Source organism: Spirosoma aerophilum (assembly GCF_054782495.1).
The window spans coordinates 50,049-69,820 of record NZ_BAAGSJ010000013.1 but is presented as its reverse complement, the minus strand read 5'-3'; the positions used below and the strand labels follow the sequence as shown (position 1 = coordinate 69,820).

The window sequence follows — 19,772 nt, the reverse complement described above, 5'->3', positions numbered from 1 at the left end:
ACATTCAATCAGGACTCGCCATTCATAACCTATAATTTGCTCATAAGTTGACATTTTTATTCGCAATAAACCCTGTTTCGGGGGGCACAGACAAAACCAGTTGGGAAGAAGGCATCCACAATCACTTTGCCAACTTACCCCATCGCGTTCATACGTTTCATCTGAACGGGAAAACGGATGAAGAAACCATACGCCAGCAGATCGACCAGCACAAGCCTGATCGGGTTGTAGCTGTTGGGGGCGACGGCACCATTAAGATCGTGGCAACAGCCCTTTTGAATACGGATATTCCCCTGGGGGTACTACCCGCCGGTTCCGCAAATGGCATGGCCCGTGAATTGGGCATTCCAGCGGATATGGCGGGCAGCCTGGATGTATTGGTAAACGGGATGTCCAGAGCAACGGATATTTTATCCATTAATGATGGAGACGTTTGTTTGCACTTGAGCGACATTGGCCTGAATGCCCAACTGGTCAGGTACTACGAGCGAAATAATCTACGCGGCAAACTTGGCTATCTGCGGGGCGTGGTGCAAGTTCTTCGTAAACGTCGGCTCCTGCGGGTATCCATCACCGTAGGGGATGAATGCATACAACGGGCCGCTTTTATGGTTGTGCTGGCCAATGCCCGTATGTATGGCACCGGAGCAGTGATCAACCCCGAAGGCACCCCGTTCGACGGGCAATTTGAAGTAGTTATTTTCCGTCGGTTATCGTTCTGGGAAATCATTAAGCTTTTCTGGCAATACAAACCATTCGACCCCCATAAAATCGAGATCTATCCGGCTACGTCCGTCGATATAGAGATGCACCGACGTGCTTACTTTCAGGTAGATGGTGAATATCGGGGGCGTATTACCTCCTTAAAAGCGGAGATCAAACCGGGCGCTCTTCAGTTACTGGTGCCGAATGAAGCATAGAGGCCATTCGTTTTTATCGTACATTCGGGCTTCCTATACAGGCCAATTTTCACTTTTCGCCCATGCTTTCCGTTGCTGACGCTTTCGCCATTACTCAACAACATTTCCTGACCCTCCCTACCGAAACGGTTCACCTCACCGAAGCCCTGGGCCGGGTGTTGCGGGCCCCGGTCTTTGCCGATCGCGACTTCCCGCCGTTTAACCGTGTGGCTATGGACGGCATTGCCATTCGGCAGGCTGATTTTGCAGCCGGTCAGCGAACCTTCCGTATCGCAGGTGTACAACGTGCCGGTCAGCCCCAGCAATCACTAACCGAGGAAAATAGCTGTCTGGAAGTGATGACGGGGGCCATGTTACCCATGGGCGCTGATACGGTTATCCGGTATGAGGATATTGACAGTTCGGATGGGCAGGCGACAATTACGATTGAGGATGTACCGCAGGGTTTGAATGTTCACCCCCAGGCTATCGACCGCCGGGCGGGTGATGAGCTCCTATCCGTAGGCATGCGGATCGGCCCGTCCGAATTGGCGGTGGCCTCTTCGGTGGGCCAGATAACCCTGACGGTAACGGCGATGCCCCGGATAGCGCTCGTGTCAACGGGCGATGAGCTGGTCGATATTGCCGATACACCACTCCCCTACCAGATTCGCCGGTCGAATACGTATATGCTCCGGGCCGCGCTGGCAACGCTGGGCATTTCGGCTACGTTACACCACATCGTGGATGATGAAACTGTTTTAACGGATCGGCTGGCAACCTTGCTTGCCGACAACGACATGCTGATCCTGAGCGGGGGTGTCTCGGCCGGGAAAGCTGATTTTGTACCGGCTGTTCTGGCTCAGTTAGGGGTAAAAAAACTCTTTCACAAAATTGAACAGCGACCGGGCAAACCGCTCTGGTTCGGAACGGCCCCTGGCAAAACGGTCTTTGCCTTACCCGGCAATCCGGTATCGACTGTCTTATGCGCCTATCGTTACGTGCTACCGTACGTAAAAACATCACTGGGCTTACCGGCGGCTCCCGTTCGGTATGCACAATTGGCGGAAACAGTGCGATTCGAACCAAGTATTACCTATTTCCTGCCCGTTCATCTGACATCGGCCCCCGACGGCAAAACGATGGCCCAACCTTTGCCCGGTTCCGGCTCCGCCGACTTTGCTAATTTGTTAGCCACCAACGCTTTTATGGAGCTCCCCCCCGACCGCTCGGTATTTGACGCGGGTGATGTGTTTCAGATCTGGGAAACCCGTTAGTATCTTGTTTTCACTTTCCGAAGAACAGAAATACCACCAGGAAAGCCAGGATAGACGTGACAAAGCCAAACATGAAAATGGTATAGGCAACCCGAAGCAGTTTGTATTTTTTCGCCAGCACAAGGCCCAGATAATATATATCGCGGGTCATGGTGCCGTAGAGGTAGCTGCTATCCTGCATCAATTCCTGAATACCCCATTCGTACTCACCCAGACTCATGCGGTGGAAATTACCAAAGAACAGCAGGTTGCCTTTTTTTTGCTGGATGTCTTCGTGACTGAACGTTCCCTGGGTTACATTGGGTCGGGTGGCCAGAATAGCAAACACAATGGTCAGCACAGAGGTGGTCAGGAACAGGGCCGTCGGCATCATCAGGTGCGGATTTTCTTCGATTCGACGTGGCAGAATGGAAACGAGGATGGACACCATGATCGAATTCACCGAAATCATAATATTGGCCTTACTGTCTGCAATTTCGCTTAGCCGCAGATGATTGGCCGATGTCGTCCGAAACATTGTTTCAACACCCCGGTCTGATTTATTGTCTTTGTTCTTTTTTTTGTCCGTTGGTGGTGCCGGGAACGGAATAGGCGATGGGTCAAGGGGACCAACCGGTTCCGGAATCAGGTCAGGCGCGGGACTGAGGACCGCTGCCGGGTCTGCGAACGGCTTACTATCGCTGTTCTTTTCCGCCTGCTTTTCTTTTAACCGACGAAGATTACTGGCGCGGCCTTCTTCCAGAAGGTTCCGGGCGAATTTGGTAAAATAGGTGTGCGATTCGAGGAGGGCAATGTTCTGCTGCCGCCAGTCGCTACCCGAAATAGAGACCCCCGTAAGGCTCTCCTTCTCTTTTCGCAGCTGCTTTTGTTTGTATACTCATCGCTGGCCAGGTGAAACATGTCTGCATCGCAAACGATTTCTTCGAGCCGATTTGTGGGCGACTGCGGCAATCGGGTTGCCAGGATACAGCCTTTTACCTGCTCAATCAGCTCACTGGAAACATGTAACTCCATCAGGTAACTGGCAGCCAGGTCAGCACTTCGCTCTTCATGATTTTCGGGCGATCCGCTCAAATACCCCACATCATGAAACCAGGTAGCTGCCAAAACCACCAACTCCTCCGTTTCTTTCAGCTTATAATGCCGGACCAACTGCTCAGCGGCCTTTACAACACCCTGTGTATGGGCGAGGGAATGGTACGTCAGATCGGGGCGGGGATGCTCCTTAAAATAGTAAACAACGTAGGTCTCGATCTGGTGGATAAGCTTGGTAGTCATACAAATAACGGTTAGTATCAGAAGCGGAAGCCCAGCGACACATACGGCAGTGCCCCTTCTTCCGAGAACCCAACGGAGGCTGTTACCAGCAGCAAGCTGGCGGGTGTTACATAAAAGCCACCTCCATAGCCGTCATGCCATTTCTTAGACGTTTCGCCGGTTGCCCATACCCGCCCCACATCGTTGAAAACCAACAGGCCCACGCTACCCGGAAACAGGAACGATTGAAAATCGAACAGCTTCAAACGAGCTTCAAGGTTATAATAGAACAGATGGTTACCCGCAAACCGATACGTTCGGAAACCCCGAAGATTATCCTGTCCGCCCAGATAAAGTAACTGATAAAACGCTGGATTTCCATACGTCACTCCCCCACCAATCCGGTTGACGAGCACGAAATTAGCCGCCTGACTAAAACTGGTATATACCGCCAGTTCCGAACGCAACTGCGAGAAATGATTCGGTTGTTCTCTAAATCCCTGAAGGCCAAGCCAGGTGGTGTTCCAGTAGAATCCTCTGGACGGTTGGACGGGTCTGTTTCGGTTATCGATTTGAAGGCCAGCCTGTAGTCCACCGTAACTTTCGCGTCTCAGAAACTTTTCTGACGGGGGCAGTTGATTAACATACGTTTCAATAAAGCGCCCTTCGTTGCCATCCAGATCCAGACTAAACTGCTGAAAAACCGGACCCAGCGACACCTGCATGTGTGCGCCAACATCCCGTTTTAGTAAAACAGCCAAATTGATCAGATCATATCTCGTGCGGTAATAGCGAATCCGGCGTTCTTTCTCGTAGGTTGTTTCATTGCCGACACCAAAAAAGTTGGTTACATTATCGGGCGCTTTAACGGACGCATTCACCCAGAGGTCATTTCTGCCGATGACATCGGTAAAAATACCATCGTACTTGATGGACAGCGCTTCGGTAGCCAGTGCCCGGCTAATCATCAGGCGATTCATGGCCGCATAAGGTGCTTTCCGAAAACCCTGCTTTATCCATTGACCGCCCACGCCCAGCAACACGCCATCGTCCAGATTATAACCGGCGGTAGCCAGCGGCAGTAACCGATCGTATTTGAATGCATGCGGATCATATTGATTGACGACTTTATCGGTCGACAAACGCAATCTGGATTCATGCGGGGCCGGTAAAATATTTTCCTCTGTACTCAGGTCATAAATAAACGGCTTGCCCGAATGGCCATCCACCGTAAAGGCATCTTTGCCTTTCCCGCCAATGAGTCGAACCGTAATATTGGCGGCTTCGGGACCGCTCACCTCAAAACGGTCGTCTCCCTTTTGCCCATACAACCGAATCTCACGAGTAACCGACGCATCGAACGTACGGCTGTACATCGGCTGACCAACAGCCCCGTCTTTGGTTAGCTTGAACACAGAAACCACCAACTGATCGTCGTTCAGGTGTCGAATCTGAAACAGTTCTTTTTTGTCTGAACCGGGAATGTCGACCGCTTTGGCCAGAAACCGGTAGTACTCCAGCGCTTTCTCCAGTAGCCAGCCCCGCCGGACTTTAAGTGTTTCCAGTATTTGATTGCCAGACTCCCGCCGGATGGTGTCGGGGAGTTGATTGATGGCCCGTTGCAGCACATCATCGGTGAGCGAGTCACGGAGAGCGGTGATTTCGGTCATCCAATCCTGAACGCTAAGCGCATGCAAGAAGAGCCGGTCAAAGAACCGACCGTTATTCATAAAGCCGTTCACATTGCCGAGTCTAGTCGTAAAGCCCTGGAATTTAGGCTGTATCCAGGGCACCGACGCAATGGCGGGAAATAAGCCCCCCGCCCGAAAAAACACCTGGTCCCGGTCGCGCGGAATCGGGTAATAGATTTTGCCCGTTGCCGACTTCCGGCTCCCCCAGCGCCACTGGTCTTCGTGCCGATCCCAGTCGCCAATGAACAGATCGAGCATGCGGGCGCGCAAGACGGCACGCTGGTCGATGCGGTCGTCATTGTCTTTTTCGAGGGCTTCGAGAACTTTTACGGTACTGATCGACTTCCCATCGACAGGATTGCGTTCTTCGAACAGGCAAACGGTTTTGCCGAAGTCGGCCTGATAGATGCCCAGAGCCGGATCGTCGGGTACATAAACCAGTTTCGGGTTCGCGTGGGGAATGCCAGCCGCCTGTGCCAGCGTTGGCACCACCAGGGGCGCAAAAGGTTGCCCGGCCGAAATTTCATCCTGCAGCACATCTTTAGCAATGGTTTCGCGCAAGGGAGCGGGCAAGGCTCCGGCCGGATCTTTCTGGATACTCCGCAACACCCACTCTTTCCCACTGACATCTTCGAGCCGCAGCGATTTTGTCTGCTGCCCGCCCCCCCGCTGTAAAATCTTAAATCCGTCGTTGGTACGGGTCAGATCAAAAACGGGCAGCGTAACGGGGGTAGCCCATTCCTGTCGGTAATTGGTACCAAACAACCAGCGATGCACCTGACTAACGCTGTCGTAAGCCGGTGCAATGGCTACCCGTATGCTATCCGGCCAGGCTGGCATTTGCGCTTTTACCCTTGCCGAATCGACAGCCGCAGGTACGGTGAAGAGTGTAGCGGCATGAGCCTGGGTAGCCGTAGCCGCTTCATCGATGGTATAGAAAGTGGCTTTCAACTGCCCGTTCACCAGTTCATCCAGGACGACATAGCCCCACTCTCCACTCACAAAGCGGGCAAGGTCACCATTTTTCACCCGCTCGCGGTTGATGCCCGAACCGCTCACAATGTAATTTCGGGTACCATCGACAATGTGCTGAATGGCATGATCGTGACCCGAAACAAACACCACGTTGGGCGCAGGAGCCATGGCTTTTTCCATCACCTGAACCATGTGTTTGTAGGTCGGGTTGGGTAAATCCTGAATATTCCCAAATACCCCACGTGCCAGCGGGTAAATAGACCCGATTACAGGCAGGGGAATGTACAGCTTCGAAGAAAACTCCGTCAGCGGGAAAATATGCTGCTTGAGGGTGTAATAGCCGCCATGAATGCCGTAACTCCTGAAGGGATGATGCGTCGCCACGAGGATCGCCTTGCCTTTGTTCCGATACGCAATATCCGACAGCCGGGCAATGACCTCGTCCTGACTCTTACAACCACAATCGGAGTCGACACCCGGCTTCGCATACGGATGAAGCCACCACTGCGTGTCCATGATGACCAACAGAAGGTTATCACTAAGCAGAATCTCTTCCGGGCCTGGGCACCCACCCGTCGGCAACAATTGAATGTTCGGTGCGTTCAGGCTGTCGATCCACTTCCCTTGCCGAACAATCCGTTCCCAGCCATCCGGCCGCCCCTTGCCCCAATCATGGTTACCGGGAATGAGCAAAACTTTCGATGGATTGGTCCGGCCTGGATGGGTCCGACCTGGATGGGTCCGACCTGGATGGGTCCGGCCTGATGACATTGGCAACCCCGGACTCACCTGATACTTCAGGATGGCGACCAGCGAATCGTAATCGCGGCTGCTTTCGTCGGATAGCCCGTGTGGGTAAATGTTATCGCCGAGATACAACAGCGTCGTGCGCGAATTATTAAAATCATACCGAGCCCTCACCGCGTCTACTACGGGATTCTTACCGTTTCGTAACCGACCGGCATCCCCAATCAAAATTACCCGATGCCGAATGGAATCGGCAGGAACCGACTGCCCCGATACCGTGATAAGACTGCTGATGAAACTGAATGCCCCGATGAGCCAATACCCTACTGCCTGCAGATATTTCATAATTTCGCAGAGTCTGTGTAGTTGATACGAACGCGAAGCGCCTTGAGATGGAGAACGCCTTGCAGGGGTTCGATGTCGAGGTATTCCAGATCGGGCTGCAGCTCCCCACGGGCCTGCATGTCGGCAATAAAGGGTAAATAATCTGTCACTTCCGATAGATGACTGTACACAATGGCAATGGTATTGGGTTGAGTAAGCCGCTCCTGCGTTCCTTCTATGTACGCTTTGTCGATCCGCTTCTTCAGCACCTCATACCGGATACTGTACGACCCTTCCACATCGAATCGACGCTCGTCCTGCCGAAACCCAATGTCGACCGGCTGGGCGTAGGCCAGAATCAACTGGGTGGTTTGTAAAGGAAGCGGTAAACTGGATAAAAGCAGATGCGTCAGGCGCGCCACTTCGACCATGGACGTTAATTGCCACTGAAGCAAGCGCAGGCGAATACCGGGCGTAAAAGGCATATCGGGAGCAATGGACTGGCCGAGATAGATCGAATACTCGGTGCCATCGGTTCGATACCGCTCAAAATAGTGCGGATAAATTGTTTGAAGCTTCTTTTCTTCTTCGTCAATGTACTCATTCACCGCTGCATTGAGCCAGTCCATGCTCCGTTCGTAGCGCTTCAGCGCCAGATTAAAAAGGCCGGTTGCGGGGTCTGTCTGGGCAAAATACGCCTGAATAGGGGCTTCGAGCAGGGGCTGGTGCAGCAACAGATACCGGAAATAAGTGTTCACCTCGTCGGTCAGCAGAAGGGAAACGGTTTGCTCATCGTCGGGTAGAAGTCCGGCCACTAACTTGTGCTGACAGTCGAAATTCTCGTCCCTCAGCTTTTCGGGACGGGACCCGTTCGAGGGAAATTCGGGAAGTGAAAATATAGCGTCAACCGCTGCGATCTGCCGGGACAGATCCTGTTGCACGGCCTTGTGTCGCTCAACTGATGAGTTCCGAATATCGACCGCGCCATAAAGGGGGTACACCTGCGGAAAACGGACTGGAATGGCTTCGTTCTGGCTGCCACTCCGCTGTTCCTGATTGAGGTATGCCCAGGCGGCTTCGTAAAACTTCCACTCGACGGCGGGCTGAAGGGATGTAAATTTTTTGCGTATAAGTTGCTCCAGATTATTGTTGAACTGATTGAGTTGGTAACGTAGTAACTCCTGAATCAAAGGAAGGATATTCTCAATTTTCGTCAGTACCTCTTCGTTCAGAGCAAAAGGATGCGGGCTTCCCATTTCCAGAATACCCAGTACGTCGGTGCCCGACACGACAGGATACAGCAGGAAACTCCTTATGCCCTTTCCGATAAGTGCCGTCTGAACCGGATCGGGCAGGCCCGCGAGGTCCGGGAACAGATACGGCACCGCGCTGCCGGCTATTTTCCGGACCATCTTCTGTGCCATCGGGTCTTTGTAATCCATATCAGATGCACCGGCATATTGAAAGAAAATGCTTCGGCTTTTGCTATTGGGCGGATACACAAAATGACCATTTACCTGCGGCATGGGTATAATGCCGATCTGCGCATCGGCCTGCCCACAGAGATTGCGCAGGGCCGACTCGAACCGATGGTAGATCATCGGTTCGGTATCGGAGTGCAGGTGTACAAAAACATCCTGCAGCTGCCTGACGGTTTCAGCCTCCGTTACATCCTCCAGTTGAAAAAATGCGAAGCCTTCAAACGTAAACTGATCCAATAGCAACGCTTCCTCTCCTACCGGCAACGGTCCCTGGCCCTTGGCAAAATCGACCCAGATCCGTTTTAAGGGCGGCAGCATCAGACCTGCCTGGGGCTGAACGAATGAATTGTTGATATCAAGCCGATAAAACTTTGTGACGCCGTTCAATCGTTTCTGGAATTGAAATGATTGTCCAACTGAATGATCCAATTTGACGGCATAGCACTTTTCCAGTATCATCTGATAGGCAAGCTGTTGCCGATCAAGCTGCGTAATTTGATCGGGCAGGTCAATCAGGAAATCAGGATGTTGCTGAATTAACTGCTCAAATGCCGGTGAATAGTGAAATAAGGTCAGTGGAACCGGAATACCGAAAGCATATGAAATTTCCCGCCGGGTGTGATTCAAGGGTAATACGGCCATGGTAGCCAACTGAAAAAGGTGTTTCAGCCGGGCTTCGTCAACGGGCTCGCGGGTATCTTCCTGGACGACGGCCGACGTAAACTGGTCGATCAGGTAAGCGTACAAGTCGGTGAGCCCTTCGGTTGCGACAAGGGTTTGCTGCTCCTTCAAAAAGCGCACAAAAGGCTTGAACGATAGCCGGAAGTGGAGTAATAATTTATCTAATCTAGGCAGTGTAAAGGTTGTTTCCATACCAAATAAACATCTGTGGAGAGCGGATACAATACCCTCGTCAGGAATAAAGTATCGGTCGGCAATACGGCAACGCTCTGAGCTAAACGAAGCTACAAACCCTTTTCGGTATCCAAAACTCCACTATAAAAACTGAATAAAGAGACTTATCAAACGACCTGGCACCGAGCCTGTTGACCGGCCTACGAAAAATCGAATGACCCGATTTACGGGCGTCCAGCGGTATGTAAGGATCGGGCCTGGATAGCGGGCGAGATAAGTCTATTTTTTCAACACCGGTAAGCCTGCGGTAGTTCGTAACAATTGACTAAGAATACCGATATAGAAGACTTTGGACTGACAAAAGTGACGTAGCGCGGACGGTCCGCGCTACGACAGAGCAACGATAAAGTGTATACGTCCTGACCGGTCGTACCCATGCCTTTGTTAAGCGATTTGACGTCCATCGAGGAATACTTCGCCGGCAACGTATGTTTTTAATTGCCCGAAGGTTTCCAGTTTCCAGAAATCTTCGTCCGGAATACGAATACCAAAATACGTTTCTACCTGAAGCAACAGGTCCGTAATGTCCAGTGAATCAAGGCCTAAGTCACGGCTAAAATGAGCGCCATCGGTCAAGGCAGTTTGATTGATCCCCATCTCCGTCAGCACGTTGAGCAGGCGATCGTTTAGTTGAGAAAGTGTCATGATTTTATGGTTTTAGGTTTACACGTATACTTGTACGAGCGTCAACTGATCTGACCCAGCCACTGAGCAAGCCGTAGCCGGGTCAGATCAGCCTGGTCTAATGAACCGGTTCAGCCGCTGAAACAGGTGCATTGACCTGCTTTTTTGAGCGAAAAGCGGCCCATTTCTCTCCAATCCGATCGACGACATAATACATCATCGGAACGAGATAGATGGTCAGCAACATTGAACTGCTCAAGCCGCCGATCAGCACCCAGGCCAGCGAATTTTTCCATTCGGCACCGGCCCCCGATGCCGTGGCAATCGGAATCATCCCGATCACCATGGCAATGGTCGTCATCAGGATCGGACGTAGTCGCTCCTCTCCCGCATGCAGGATCGCCTGCCGGAATGGAACGCCCTGATCCTTCTGCTGATTGGCAAAGTCGACAATCAGAATGGCGTTTTTCACGACCAGCCCGATCAACATCAGCATACCCAGCATGGCGAAAATACCGATGTTGGAGGAGGTCAATGCCAGCGCCAACAGGGCTCCGATAATGGCGACCGGTACCGAGAAGAGCACCACGAATGGATAAACGAAACTGTCGTAAAGCAGCACCATGATGAAGTACACGAGCATCAGACCGGCCAGCATAGCAATTCCGAGCGAGCCAAAACCTTCACTTTGGTTCTTGGCGTCGCCCCCCCAGCTTACCGTTACCCCGGCAGGCAGCGGATGTTTAGCCAGATCGGCCTGAATAACGCTGGTCAGCGTACCTGAGCCCGTGCCCAGCGTGTTGGCCGTTACTGTCACCGACGACCGGCGATTTTTCCGTTCCAGTAGCGACGGGCCGTTGCTCAGGGTAACGTTGGCGAACTCCGCCAGCCGTACCGGACGATTGGTAGCCGGGCTAAAGAAGTTAATGTTCTTGACATCGTCGGGGTTCTTCCGGTCGAAGGCATCGAGCATTACCCGGATGTCGTAATCCTCGCCCCCATCCCGAAATTTGGAGTCGTCGTTACCAGCAAAGGCATTTTGCAGCGTACCGCCAACGGTCTGTATCGTCAACCCCAGCTTCGCCATCTTTTCCCGGTCAATATCGACCCGCACTTCAGGGTTACCCGATTCGACGGATACGTTTACGTCGTTGGCACCGGGCGTTCTCCGGATTCGGTTCGCCAGTTCCTCCGCAGCGGCCAGGTTCTCGCTCACGTTATTCCCGCTCAGGAAAATCTCGATCGGGGCCGAACCGGAGTTGACCATACCCACTACCGAAGAGTTAAATTCAATGGCCGGAAACTGTTTCTCAAGCTCCTGCCGTACGTCGATCATGTACTGTTCGGTGAGTTTATGGCCGGGGCGTTCACTGGCATCGGCGAGCTGAACCGTCAGTTCCGTTCGGTTGGTCTCGCCCTGCCCGGTACTGTTCATACCCGTACTGGCACCCCCGACGTTGGCGAAGATCGTTTCGACTTCCGGCTTCTTCCGAAGGTAGTTTTCGATGTTTCGGGCCATCAGGTTGTTTTGCTGAAGGGACGCACTCTTGTCGAGTTTCATCGTGAGCAGGAATTTGCCCTGATCGCCCTGCGCCACGAATTCCGAGCCGATGATTCCCAAGCTCATGACCCAACCGGTGAAGACGAAAATAGCGACCAGTATACCCGTGAAGGCCAGTTTATGGGTTAACACCCAACCCAAACTGCGGTGATAGACACTGGTCAGCGCGGTCAGTCCCTTCTCGAACCAGAGCAAAAAGGCCTGGAATGGATTTTTAGGATTCAGATGTTCCAACCGGGCCATTTTCGACGTCAGCCAGGGCGTCAGCGTGAAACTGACCACCAAACTGACCATCGTGGCAAACGCTACCGTGAGCGAGAACTGGCGCAGTAAGTCTGCAATAACCGAGTTTACGAACGTGATGGGCACGAAAACCACCACAATTACCAGCGTAATGGCAACGGCCGCAAAGCCGATTTCACTTACCCCGTCGAGGGTGGCATGCCAGCGGTCCTTCCGGTTGGCCGGCCCCCCCATTTCGAGGTGTCGCTGGATGTTTTCGAGGACCACAATCGAGTCATCGACCAGAATCCCGATTACCAGCGAGAGTGCCAGCAGGGTCATGAGGTTGAGCGAGTACCCCATGACATACATGAACAGGAAGGCCGAAATCAGGGAAGCCGGTACCGAGATCATAACGATGAACGCATTCCGGAAGCTGTGCAAAAACAGCAGCATCACAATGGCCACCAGCCCAACGGCCAGCAACAAATCGTGGGTTACGGCTTCGACAGACGCCAGCGTGAACACACTACTATCGTAGGCGATGGCGAACTGAACCTTATCCTTCGCGTTCTCTTTTTCAATCTGCGCCAGCTTCTCCTGTACGATCCGGCTTATTTCCACCGCATTCGCATCCGACTGTTTTTTAATGAACAACCCGATACCATCCTGTCCATTAAATCGGCTGATGCTGGTGGCTTCGGTCAATCCGTCGGTCACCTTGGCCACGTCGCTGATACGAATGGGGCTGCCATTGGGTGGGGTGGCAATGACCAGCTTCCGAATGTCGTCCAGTGAGCTGAATTTGCCAGCCAGCCGGAGTGTCATGTTCTCGCTCGTGCTTTTCACTTTCCCGGTCGGAAAATCGAGGTTAGCCTGGTTGATGGCCTGCGATACCTGAAGCAGCGACAAACCGTAGTAGTTCAGTTTATCATCGTCGACGTTGATACGGATCTCACGCTTATCGCCCCCCACCATGGAAATATCGGCAACACCTTTTATCTGCTGGAAAACAGGCAGGTACTTATCTTCAACCTGCTGGTAGAATACTTCGTTGGGCAGCGTAGACGTTGCCAGCAACTGCATGATGGGCTGATCGCTGGGCGATATCTTCGACAGCGACGGTTGCTCGGCATCATCCGGCAGATCGCTCACCATTTTGTCGATTTCCCGCTGGGCGTCCTGCAAGGCCAGGTCAATATCGGTTCCTGCTTTGAACTGAACCACAAGTACCGATGCGTTTTCGAAGGAGTTGGACTTCACATCGTCGAGGTTATCCAGCCCTGATACGGCATCTTCAATCTTTTTACTGATCTCCGTTTCCACTTCCGACGGAGCGGCACCCGGATAAATAGTCGTTATGGTAATGACCGGCGTTGAAAATTCCGGCAGCAACTCATAACTCAGCAACCGATAGGAAAACAGGCCGCCAATGGTCAGTATCGCGAACAACACGATAATGAGCGAGGGGCGTTTTATGATGGTTTCAACAAATTTCATACGTGTAGGGGGCGAAAGAGTGAATGAGCGAAAGAGCGAACGAGTGCGTTAGCCAAGCAGTTCTATCAAATTGAATCTTCTACTAAGTGACAGATAGAGAGGATGGTCTAGAGGCAGGAACATTCGCTCTTTCGCTATCTCACTCTTTCACTCTTTAGTTTATTGAGCGATTACCGGCGTGCCGTTTTGCAGATTGATCTGACCGCTGGTCACCACCTGATCACCAGCGTTTAGCCCCTTCGTTATCTCGTAATACTCGTTGGTAGTGGTTCCGATGCTTACCGGTTTCAGTACGGCTCTCCCCTGTTCGATCACGTACACCTGCGGCTGTTTTTCCGAACCGACAATGGCCTGACGCGGCACGGCCAGCGTTTGTCCTTTCAGCTTGTTGGTATTGGCAATGGAGCCGTACATACCCGCCCGCAACTGATTTTTGCCCGAATTAGGCACTGTGATCTCAATTGGGTAATTATGAGCGGCATCGCCCTGAGCGGCAATCATCGAGATACGACCTACGAAGCGGGCATCAGGATAGACTTCTGTCGTAATGGGCAGCGACTGCCCCACGCGAAACTGATTGATGGCTTTTTCAGGTACCTGAACGACCAACTTAAGCGTCGAGATGTCCGTTATTTTGGCAATCGGCGATCCTACCGAAACCACAGAGCCCTTCTCAACCATTTTATCGGTGACGATACCCGAGAAAGGCGTCGTTACGGTGGTGTTGGCTATTTGTTTTTGAAGCTGTTTGATCTGCGCCTGGGTCGAGCGGATGCTCAACTGCGTGCGTTCCAGATTGATAGCAGGCGTAGCATCCCCTTTCACCAGCACCTCATAACGTTTGAGATCGTTCTGGTAGCCTTCCAGCGTCACCATCAACCCTTCAATCTGGTACCGTAACTGTTCGTCGTCCAGTTTGGCAATCAGGCGACCGGCTCCAACGGTCTGCCCTTCTTCAATGGGCAGCGAGACAATTTGGCCACCCGCCTGTGGCCGGATTTCGATTTCCCGATTTGGCGAGAACGAACCCAGGAATTCCGTTTCCTGCGACAGGTTCTGCAGGGCAGCTACCGCCGTCCGAACGCCCACTTTCTGGTCGGGGTTGGGTTTGTAAACTTTTTCTTCAACTTCTTTTTTGTTATTGACCAACGTCCAGGCCGTCAAGCCCAGGGTGGCAACGAGCGCGAGTACTGTGATAATTCGTTTCATAACTTTTCGTGATTCTGGTTGTGTGTGAGTCAATTATTGGTTGATGAGACTGCCGGTCGCCTTTTTCCAGTCGAGTTCGGCGGTGCGCAGGCTGACCAGTGTGTTGAGGAAGTTATTTTGTGCTTCGCGGAGGGAGTTTTCGGCCTGCACCACGTCGGTAATGTCGACGGTACCTTCTTTAAATTGTAGTTGCGTTTGGTTGTATACCTTTTCGGCCAGGGCCACCTGCCCCCGGTTGGTAGCCAGATTGCGCTGCTGTACCAGAAACTGGTTCCGTGAATTGGCGATATCCATCGAAATCGACTCGCGCGTTTGGCGAAGCTGGACGTCCAGTTTCTGATCGTCAAGGCGCTTTTGTCCCAGTTTGGCCTTGCGGGCCATACCGTCAAAAACACTCCAGTTGAGTTGGAGGCCGAGCCAGTAGCCGGGCACATTCTTGATGTAGGAATTATCTCCGCCAACGGCGTATACCGTGCTGTTTGCTATGCCATAAGCCGAAACGGTCGGCACAAAACCGGCTTTAATGTTGCGTTGCTCCAGCCCGTTCAGGTCTTTCTGGCGATCGAGTAGCTGAAGGTCGGTTCGGTTGATGGTGTATTCGTTGGCGGGCGTTACAGGAACCGTCTCGTCAACAACCGTTCGAACGGCGAGCGAATCGGACTGGGGCATACCGGTTAACAGTTTCAGCGTGTTCAGCAGTTGATTATACGTTGCCTGAAGCGATTCAATCTGTGTTTGGGAGGATATTTTGCTTAACTGCAGCCGGTCGACATCGACACCTTTAGCCAGCTTGTTTTGCCGAAGCAGATCGGTAATCTGAATGAGCCGCTCAGTCGAAGTAAGGTTTTTCTGAAGGAAGGCAATCTGCTGAGCCGTGGTCTGGAGATTATAGTATGTAGCGGATACGTTATAGGCTACGTCTTCTTTAATCTTCTGCGTTTGCAGTGCCGATAAATCCCGGCTGGTTTTAGCCACTTTCGTCGCGATCATGAGCGACTGGTTATATAGCGCCTGCGACGCCTGCACGCTGGTGGAGAAATTATAGGGCAACCCGAAAGCCAATACCGAATAAGATCCTTCGGGACCGCCAAAAGCCGAAGCGGGTACCACCTGACCCGGTATTTTCAGGTACCGTTTGTAATCGCCGGTGAGGTTAACCTGCGGACGGGCGTTCGCTTTTACTTCTGCAATCTGCGCATCGGTTTTCAGTTCGTCCAGTCGGGCTGCCTGAACACTGTAATTACCCGTCAATGCTTTACTGACCAGCTGATCCAGCGTAACATCCTGCGCATTAACGACTGAGCAACCCAGCAACAGGGCAGTGGAAACATACCATTGAAAGACTTTCATAGCATTTTAATTGTTTCGTTTTAAATGAGATTATTAATTTTACATTTTAAATATTTGTTTAATTAATGGGCAAAAAAAAGGATTACTCCTTTTTAAAATCAAACAAATAGGTCGTAACCATGTCTATGACGATCTGCTTGTGCTGATTAATAAAATTCTCAAAATCAGCCTCATCCATATGCCACATTTTCATGTGCATAGCTTTGCCAATAAACAGGAACTGAATATTGGCAAACGCCATGGGCATAACGTGCAGTGCTTTTATGGGCCGAACGTTACCAAGGCTTATCTCATGCTGTAACTGCTGTTCGAACACGGAGTGATGAATTTCCTTCATCAAACCAATACAACTTACCATCCGATCCGGATTCCGGTGAATTTCATTCATGATAAAATTCGACAGGCTCGGGTTGTCCTTTAACAGCTGAAAATCGTGCTCGATCAACTCCGCAATTTTATCCCGCAAACTGATCGGCTTGTTCATGATCTCAACCATTCCATTGAAGAACAATTGAATCATCTCCTCAAAGATTTGCATGAACAGCTTCTCTTTACTGCGGAAATAGTAGTTTGTCAACGCAATGTTAATACTGGCAGCTTCGGCAATATCTCGTGATGTGGCCCCATCGAATCCCTTTTCGAGGAAAACCCGCTTGGCGGCTTCCCGAATGCGTTCTTCTGTTGATTTCGATGAGAAACACTCCATTTTATTTTTCATTTAATGCTCAAAAGTATGTTGTGCTAAACTAACAAACAAAAACTTCAAATGGTTTTTTTAAACAATTGTTTAAATTCCAAAAATCAGCCAAATTTAAGTATAAATAATCATATTCTCCAAGAATATATGCCTTACCTACGGTCTGTTAACGGTTGAGAGACAAGGGCTCATGTCTGCTGATTCGGGCATTCCCAGTTAAATCGACTATCTTTGCGATTGATTGACCGCTTATGAACGCCACTTTCGCCAACAGTATTTTCCGTCGGAGTATTCAGGACTACCACCTGACCGACCATGTCGACACACCCATAAGTAACGCGTATTCGTCCGCCGATATTGCTTTCCTACTCTATCAAAAAAACTGGATCGATACGGTTCAATGGCATTTGGAAGATATTATTCGGAGCCCAACCATACGGCCCGATGAACTGGTAGCGGTTAAGCGTCGTATTGACCAATCGAACCAGGACCGGACCGATACCGTCGAGCAAATGGATGGCTGGTTCTTTGAGCAGTTTCATAAGATCAGTCCCAAACCAGGTGCACGCCTAAACTCCGAAACCCCGGCCTGGCTGCTGGATCGCATGTCGATCTTACAACTAAAGATTTACCACTTCCAGGAACAGTCCGACCGGCCTTCGGCCTCCGACGAGCACCGCCAGAAAGCCCGGCAAAAACTGACGGTACTGCTGGAGCAGGAAGGCGACCTGGCCCAGTGCTTCGATGAACTGCTGGAAGACATTCGCCATGGCGACCGTTACATGAAAGTGTATCGGCAAATGAAAATGTACAACGACCCAACTCTGAACCCGGTGCTTTATAGTGAGGCCAAATAAACCTCACGTCCATTTCCTCCCCCACTAGTACGTGTATGAGGCAATTGCTTCTTCTTCGGTTTTCAGCTATGGGCGACGTTGCACTGTTGGCTCCCGTCGTGCAGGCGTTTACGCAACGCTATCCGGAGACCCGGATTACCCTGGTAACACGGGCTAAATTTGCCGTTTTCTTCGAACAATTTCCCAATGTACGCGTGGTAGGAGCCGACTTCGACGGACGGCATAACGGGCTGAGGGGATTATTTAAGTTATTTAATGAATTACGGCAATTAGCGGCCTTCGATGTGCTTATCGACGTGCATCAGAACGTTCGCTCGGCCGTTATCAAAAGCCTTTTCCGGCTGGTTGGGGTACCGGCCTTCACCATTGATAAAGGTCGGGCTGAAAAAAAGGCCTTGACGCGAACGAACAACAAGATTCGTCAACCCTTAACACACAGTGTTGACCGCTATGCCCGGGTATTTGACGCGGCTGGCTTAGCGATCAAACCAGCAAAGCCTTTTCAGTTTGCACCGTTTACCCGTAGTCAGGAACAACTTTCAGAATTTCTGAGTCAACAGGCACTACCAGAGGAGGGTCCCGGACTGGAGGGTCCCGGACTGGAAGGTCCTTGGCTGGGCATTGCTCCCTTCGCTCAACATGCTCAGAAAATGTGGCCCTTCGAACGGTTCGCCCCCCTGCTGGCTAAACTGTACGGTCACCAGCCACTAACCATTTTTCTGTTTGGGGGCGGTTCGGCAGAGATTGCCCAACTGGAAACACTGCAGCAACAATTTCCACAGGCTATTCTGGTAGCGGGCCAACTACCTATGGCCGCCGAACTGCTGCTCATTCGTCAGCTGAATGGAATGCTCTGTATGGATTCAGGAAACATGCATTTGGCGGCCCTGAGCGGTGTACCAGTCCTGTCGATCTGGGGCGCCACACATCCCGACGCTGGCTTTGGGCCGTGGGGGCAGGGAGATGAAGCTATTCTCCAGATACCACCAACGGAGCTTAGCTGTCGTCCCTGTTCGGTCTTTGGCAACAAACCGTGCTGGCGGGGGGATCTGGCCTGCTTGTATGAGATTTCGGTGGACGCTGTCGCTGAACGGGTCCGGCAAATGTTGAAAAAGCAGACAACCCGATTAGCGCCCTAGCGCCTGTCGATTCAGCGAAGGTAGCAAAGTTCTCTAAAAATTCTTTTTCTTGAACCGCAACTCCTTGACATCGAAGTTGAAGGATAGCTCGTTCATGCACTTAAAGTGCTTCATGGGGCAGTTATCCAGCCCGGTAGCGGAACAGGGGCGACAACCCAGACCCGTCGTTTCGAGCCGTACGTGTGGTGTTTTGTAGGGATAAAACCCAAACTGGGGGGTGGTACCGCCCCAGATGGAATATACCTTTTTTCCGAAAGCAGCCGCAACATGCATCAGTCCGGTATCGTGACTAAACACCACACGCGCCCGCTGAATCAGGGAGGCTGACTGGTTCAGATTATAATGCCCACAGGCATTATAAATGTATTTTTCACCCAGTGCCTTCACAAGCTCATCGCCAATCTGACGGTCCTTTTTATCGCCCAGCAAGACAATTGGGTAGTTGATCTTCCGACACAGCTCAATCATGCGCGCCGTTGGGAGCCTCCGGGTCATGTATTGACCGCCAATGGCATAAGCCACAAAATCATTTTGATGACTGTCCGGTAACCAGTCAAATTCGACTTCATCCTTATAAGGAATGAAGTAATCCAACCCACGACCATCATTGCCCACACCCAGGGGTTGTACCGTAGCCAGGTAGCGATCAACGATGTGTTGCTCATTGAGCGCATTGATTTTCCAGCTTACATAAAGCCATTTCCGGAATAATTGATTGTCGACGCTGTAAGAACGTGTTGCCAGCGCAGCCTTGATCAACTTGGTGACAACCGTATTCTGCAGATCGACCACGTAGTCGAACTGCTGGGCCCTAAGCTGCCTGATTAAGCTGTAGAGGTTATTGTTCAGGAAGTGTCCCTCCTTAATATAAGGATTATGAGCGATAACAGACTGGTAATCAAGCCGTGTGCAGAAATGAACTTCAGCTTTCGGGAGTTGTTGTTTCAGACAACGTACAACGGGCGATGTCAGTACGACATCGCCAATGGATGCAAATTGAAGAACCAATACTTTCACCGTAGAGCCCATAACACTGTCATTTTCACA

Annotated in this window: 14 protein-coding genes; 4 read left to right on the top strand and 10 right to left on the bottom strand. The window is 51.5% G+C overall.

Annotated features, from left to right (window positions below; translation table 11 throughout):
- Positions 1–47: 47 nt before the first annotated feature.
- Positions 48–920, top strand: a complete 873-nt coding sequence (locus ACYVK4_RS11850) for a diacylglycerol/lipid kinase family protein (protein ID WP_461127725.1) — start codon at positions 48–50, stop codon at positions 918–920.
- Between the two features lie 62 nt (positions 921–982).
- Positions 983–2,176, top strand: coding sequence for a molybdopterin molybdotransferase MoeA (locus ACYVK4_RS11845; RefSeq protein WP_461127724.1), 1,194 nt, complete (start codon positions 983–985; stop codon positions 2,174–2,176).
- Between the two features lie 10 nt (positions 2,177–2,186).
- Here ACYVK4_RS11845 and ACYVK4_RS11840 read toward each other — a convergent pair whose 3' ends face one another.
- The 9 genes from ACYVK4_RS11840 to ACYVK4_RS11800 all read right to left on the bottom strand — a co-directional run bounded on the left by ACYVK4_RS11840 (position 2,187) and on the right by ACYVK4_RS11800 (position 16,738).
- A complete protein-coding gene (locus tag ACYVK4_RS11840; RefSeq protein ID WP_461127723.1) occupies positions 2,187–2,693 on the bottom strand; it encodes a Pycsar system effector family protein in 507 nt (168 codons plus the stop codon).
- A 188-nt stretch (positions 2,694–2,881) separates the two neighbouring features.
- Positions 2,882–3,454, bottom strand: a complete 573-nt coding sequence (locus ACYVK4_RS11835; protein ID WP_461127722.1) for an HD domain-containing protein — start codon at positions 3,452–3,454, stop codon at positions 2,882–2,884.
- A gap of 17 nt (positions 3,455–3,471) precedes the next feature.
- The gene (locus tag ACYVK4_RS11830) at positions 3,472–7,191 is read right to left on the bottom strand and encodes a BamA/TamA family outer membrane protein (protein ID WP_461127721.1); all 3,720 of its coding nucleotides are present in this window, start codon (positions 7,189–7,191) and stop codon (positions 3,472–3,474) included.
- On the bottom strand, positions 7,188–9,524 hold the full coding sequence (locus ACYVK4_RS11825) for a GAF domain-containing protein (protein ID WP_461127720.1): 2,337 nt from the start codon (positions 9,522–9,524) through the stop codon (positions 7,188–7,190). The genes ACYVK4_RS11830 and ACYVK4_RS11825 overlap by 4 nt, the downstream gene beginning before the upstream one ends.
- A 426-nt stretch (positions 9,525–9,950) precedes the next feature.
- Entirely contained in the window at positions 9,951–10,211 is a 261-nt protein-coding gene (locus ACYVK4_RS11820) for an acyl carrier protein (protein ID WP_461127719.1), read from the bottom strand.
- Between the two features lie 97 nt (positions 10,212–10,308).
- The gene (locus ACYVK4_RS11815) at positions 10,309–13,473 is read right to left on the bottom strand and encodes an efflux RND transporter permease subunit (RefSeq protein WP_461127718.1); all 3,165 of its coding nucleotides are present in this window, start codon (positions 13,471–13,473) and stop codon (positions 10,309–10,311) included.
- Positions 13,474–13,632: 159 nt separating this feature from the next.
- Positions 13,633–14,682, bottom strand: coding sequence for an efflux RND transporter periplasmic adaptor subunit (locus ACYVK4_RS11810; protein ID WP_461127717.1), 1,050 nt, complete (start codon positions 14,680–14,682; stop codon positions 13,633–13,635).
- A 33-nt stretch (positions 14,683–14,715) separates the two neighbouring features.
- Positions 14,716–16,032, bottom strand: a complete 1,317-nt coding sequence (locus ACYVK4_RS11805) for a TolC family protein (RefSeq protein ID WP_461127716.1) — start codon at positions 16,030–16,032, stop codon at positions 14,716–14,718.
- An 82-nt stretch (positions 16,033–16,114) separates the two neighbouring features.
- Positions 16,115–16,738: a TetR/AcrR family transcriptional regulator gene (locus ACYVK4_RS11800; RefSeq protein WP_461127715.1), complete on the bottom strand. Its 624-nt coding sequence runs from the start codon at positions 16,736–16,738 to the stop codon at positions 16,115–16,117.
- Positions 16,739–16,980: 242 nt separating this feature from the next.
- Here ACYVK4_RS11800 and ACYVK4_RS11795 point away from each other — a divergent pair, with 242 nt between their 5' ends.
- Both ACYVK4_RS11795 and ACYVK4_RS11790 read left to right on the top strand, forming a co-directional pair.
- The gene (locus ACYVK4_RS11795; protein ID WP_461127714.1) at positions 16,981–17,586 is read left to right on the top strand and encodes a DUF4254 domain-containing protein; all 606 of its coding nucleotides are present in this window, start codon (positions 16,981–16,983) and stop codon (positions 17,584–17,586) included.
- 68 nt (positions 17,587–17,654) lie between these two features.
- Positions 17,655–18,725: a glycosyltransferase family 9 protein gene (locus ACYVK4_RS11790; protein ID WP_461127713.1), complete on the top strand. Its 1,071-nt coding sequence runs from the start codon at positions 17,655–17,657 to the stop codon at positions 18,723–18,725.
- A gap of 33 nt (positions 18,726–18,758) precedes the next feature.
- Here ACYVK4_RS11790 and ACYVK4_RS11785 read toward each other — a convergent pair whose 3' ends face one another.
- Positions 18,759–19,754, bottom strand: coding sequence for a glycosyltransferase family 9 protein (locus ACYVK4_RS11785; protein ID WP_461127712.1), 996 nt, complete (start codon positions 19,752–19,754; stop codon positions 18,759–18,761).
- Between the last annotated feature and the right edge of the window lie 18 nt (positions 19,755–19,772).

What these genes read in the sequence shown, in the direction of transcription:
- ACYVK4_RS11845 (WP_461127724.1), top strand. Translation starts at nt 983, where the DNA reads ATGCTTTCCGTTGCTGACGCTTTCGCCATTACTCAACAACATTTCCTG.
- ACYVK4_RS11840 (WP_461127723.1), bottom strand. Translation starts at nt 2,693, where the DNA reads ATGTTTCGGACGACATCGGCCAATCATCTGCGGCTAAGCGAAATTGCA.
- ACYVK4_RS11835 (WP_461127722.1), bottom strand. Translation starts at nt 3,454, where the DNA reads ATGACTACCAAGCTTATCCACCAGATCGAGACCTACGTTGTTTACTAT.
- ACYVK4_RS11830 (WP_461127721.1), bottom strand. Translation starts at nt 7,191, where the DNA reads ATGAAATATCTGCAGGCAGTAGGGTATTGGCTCATCGGGGCATTCAGT.
- ACYVK4_RS11825 (WP_461127720.1), bottom strand. Translation starts at nt 9,524, where the DNA reads ATGGAAACAACCTTTACACTGCCTAGATTAGATAAATTATTACTCCAC.
- ACYVK4_RS11820 (WP_461127719.1), bottom strand. Translation starts at nt 10,211, where the DNA reads ATGACACTTTCTCAACTAAACGATCGCCTGCTCAACGTGCTGACGGAG.
- ACYVK4_RS11815 (WP_461127718.1), bottom strand. Translation starts at nt 13,473, where the DNA reads ATGAAATTTGTTGAAACCATCATAAAACGCCCCTCGCTCATTATCGTG.
- ACYVK4_RS11810 (WP_461127717.1), bottom strand. Translation starts at nt 14,682, where the DNA reads ATGAAACGAATTATCACAGTACTCGCGCTCGTTGCCACCCTGGGCTTG.
- ACYVK4_RS11805 (WP_461127716.1), bottom strand. Translation starts at nt 16,032, where the DNA reads ATGAAAGTCTTTCAATGGTATGTTTCCACTGCCCTGTTGCTGGGTTGC.
- ACYVK4_RS11800 (WP_461127715.1), bottom strand. Translation starts at nt 16,738, where the DNA reads ATGGAGTGTTTCTCATCGAAATCAACAGAAGAACGCATTCGGGAAGCC.
- ACYVK4_RS11795 (WP_461127714.1), top strand. Translation starts at nt 16,981, where the DNA reads ATGAACGCCACTTTCGCCAACAGTATTTTCCGTCGGAGTATTCAGGAC.
- ACYVK4_RS11790 (WP_461127713.1), top strand. Translation starts at nt 17,655, where the DNA reads ATGGGCGACGTTGCACTGTTGGCTCCCGTCGTGCAGGCGTTTACGCAA.
- ACYVK4_RS11785 (WP_461127712.1), bottom strand. Translation starts at nt 19,754, where the DNA reads ATGGGCTCTACGGTGAAAGTATTGGTTCTTCAATTTGCATCCATTGGC.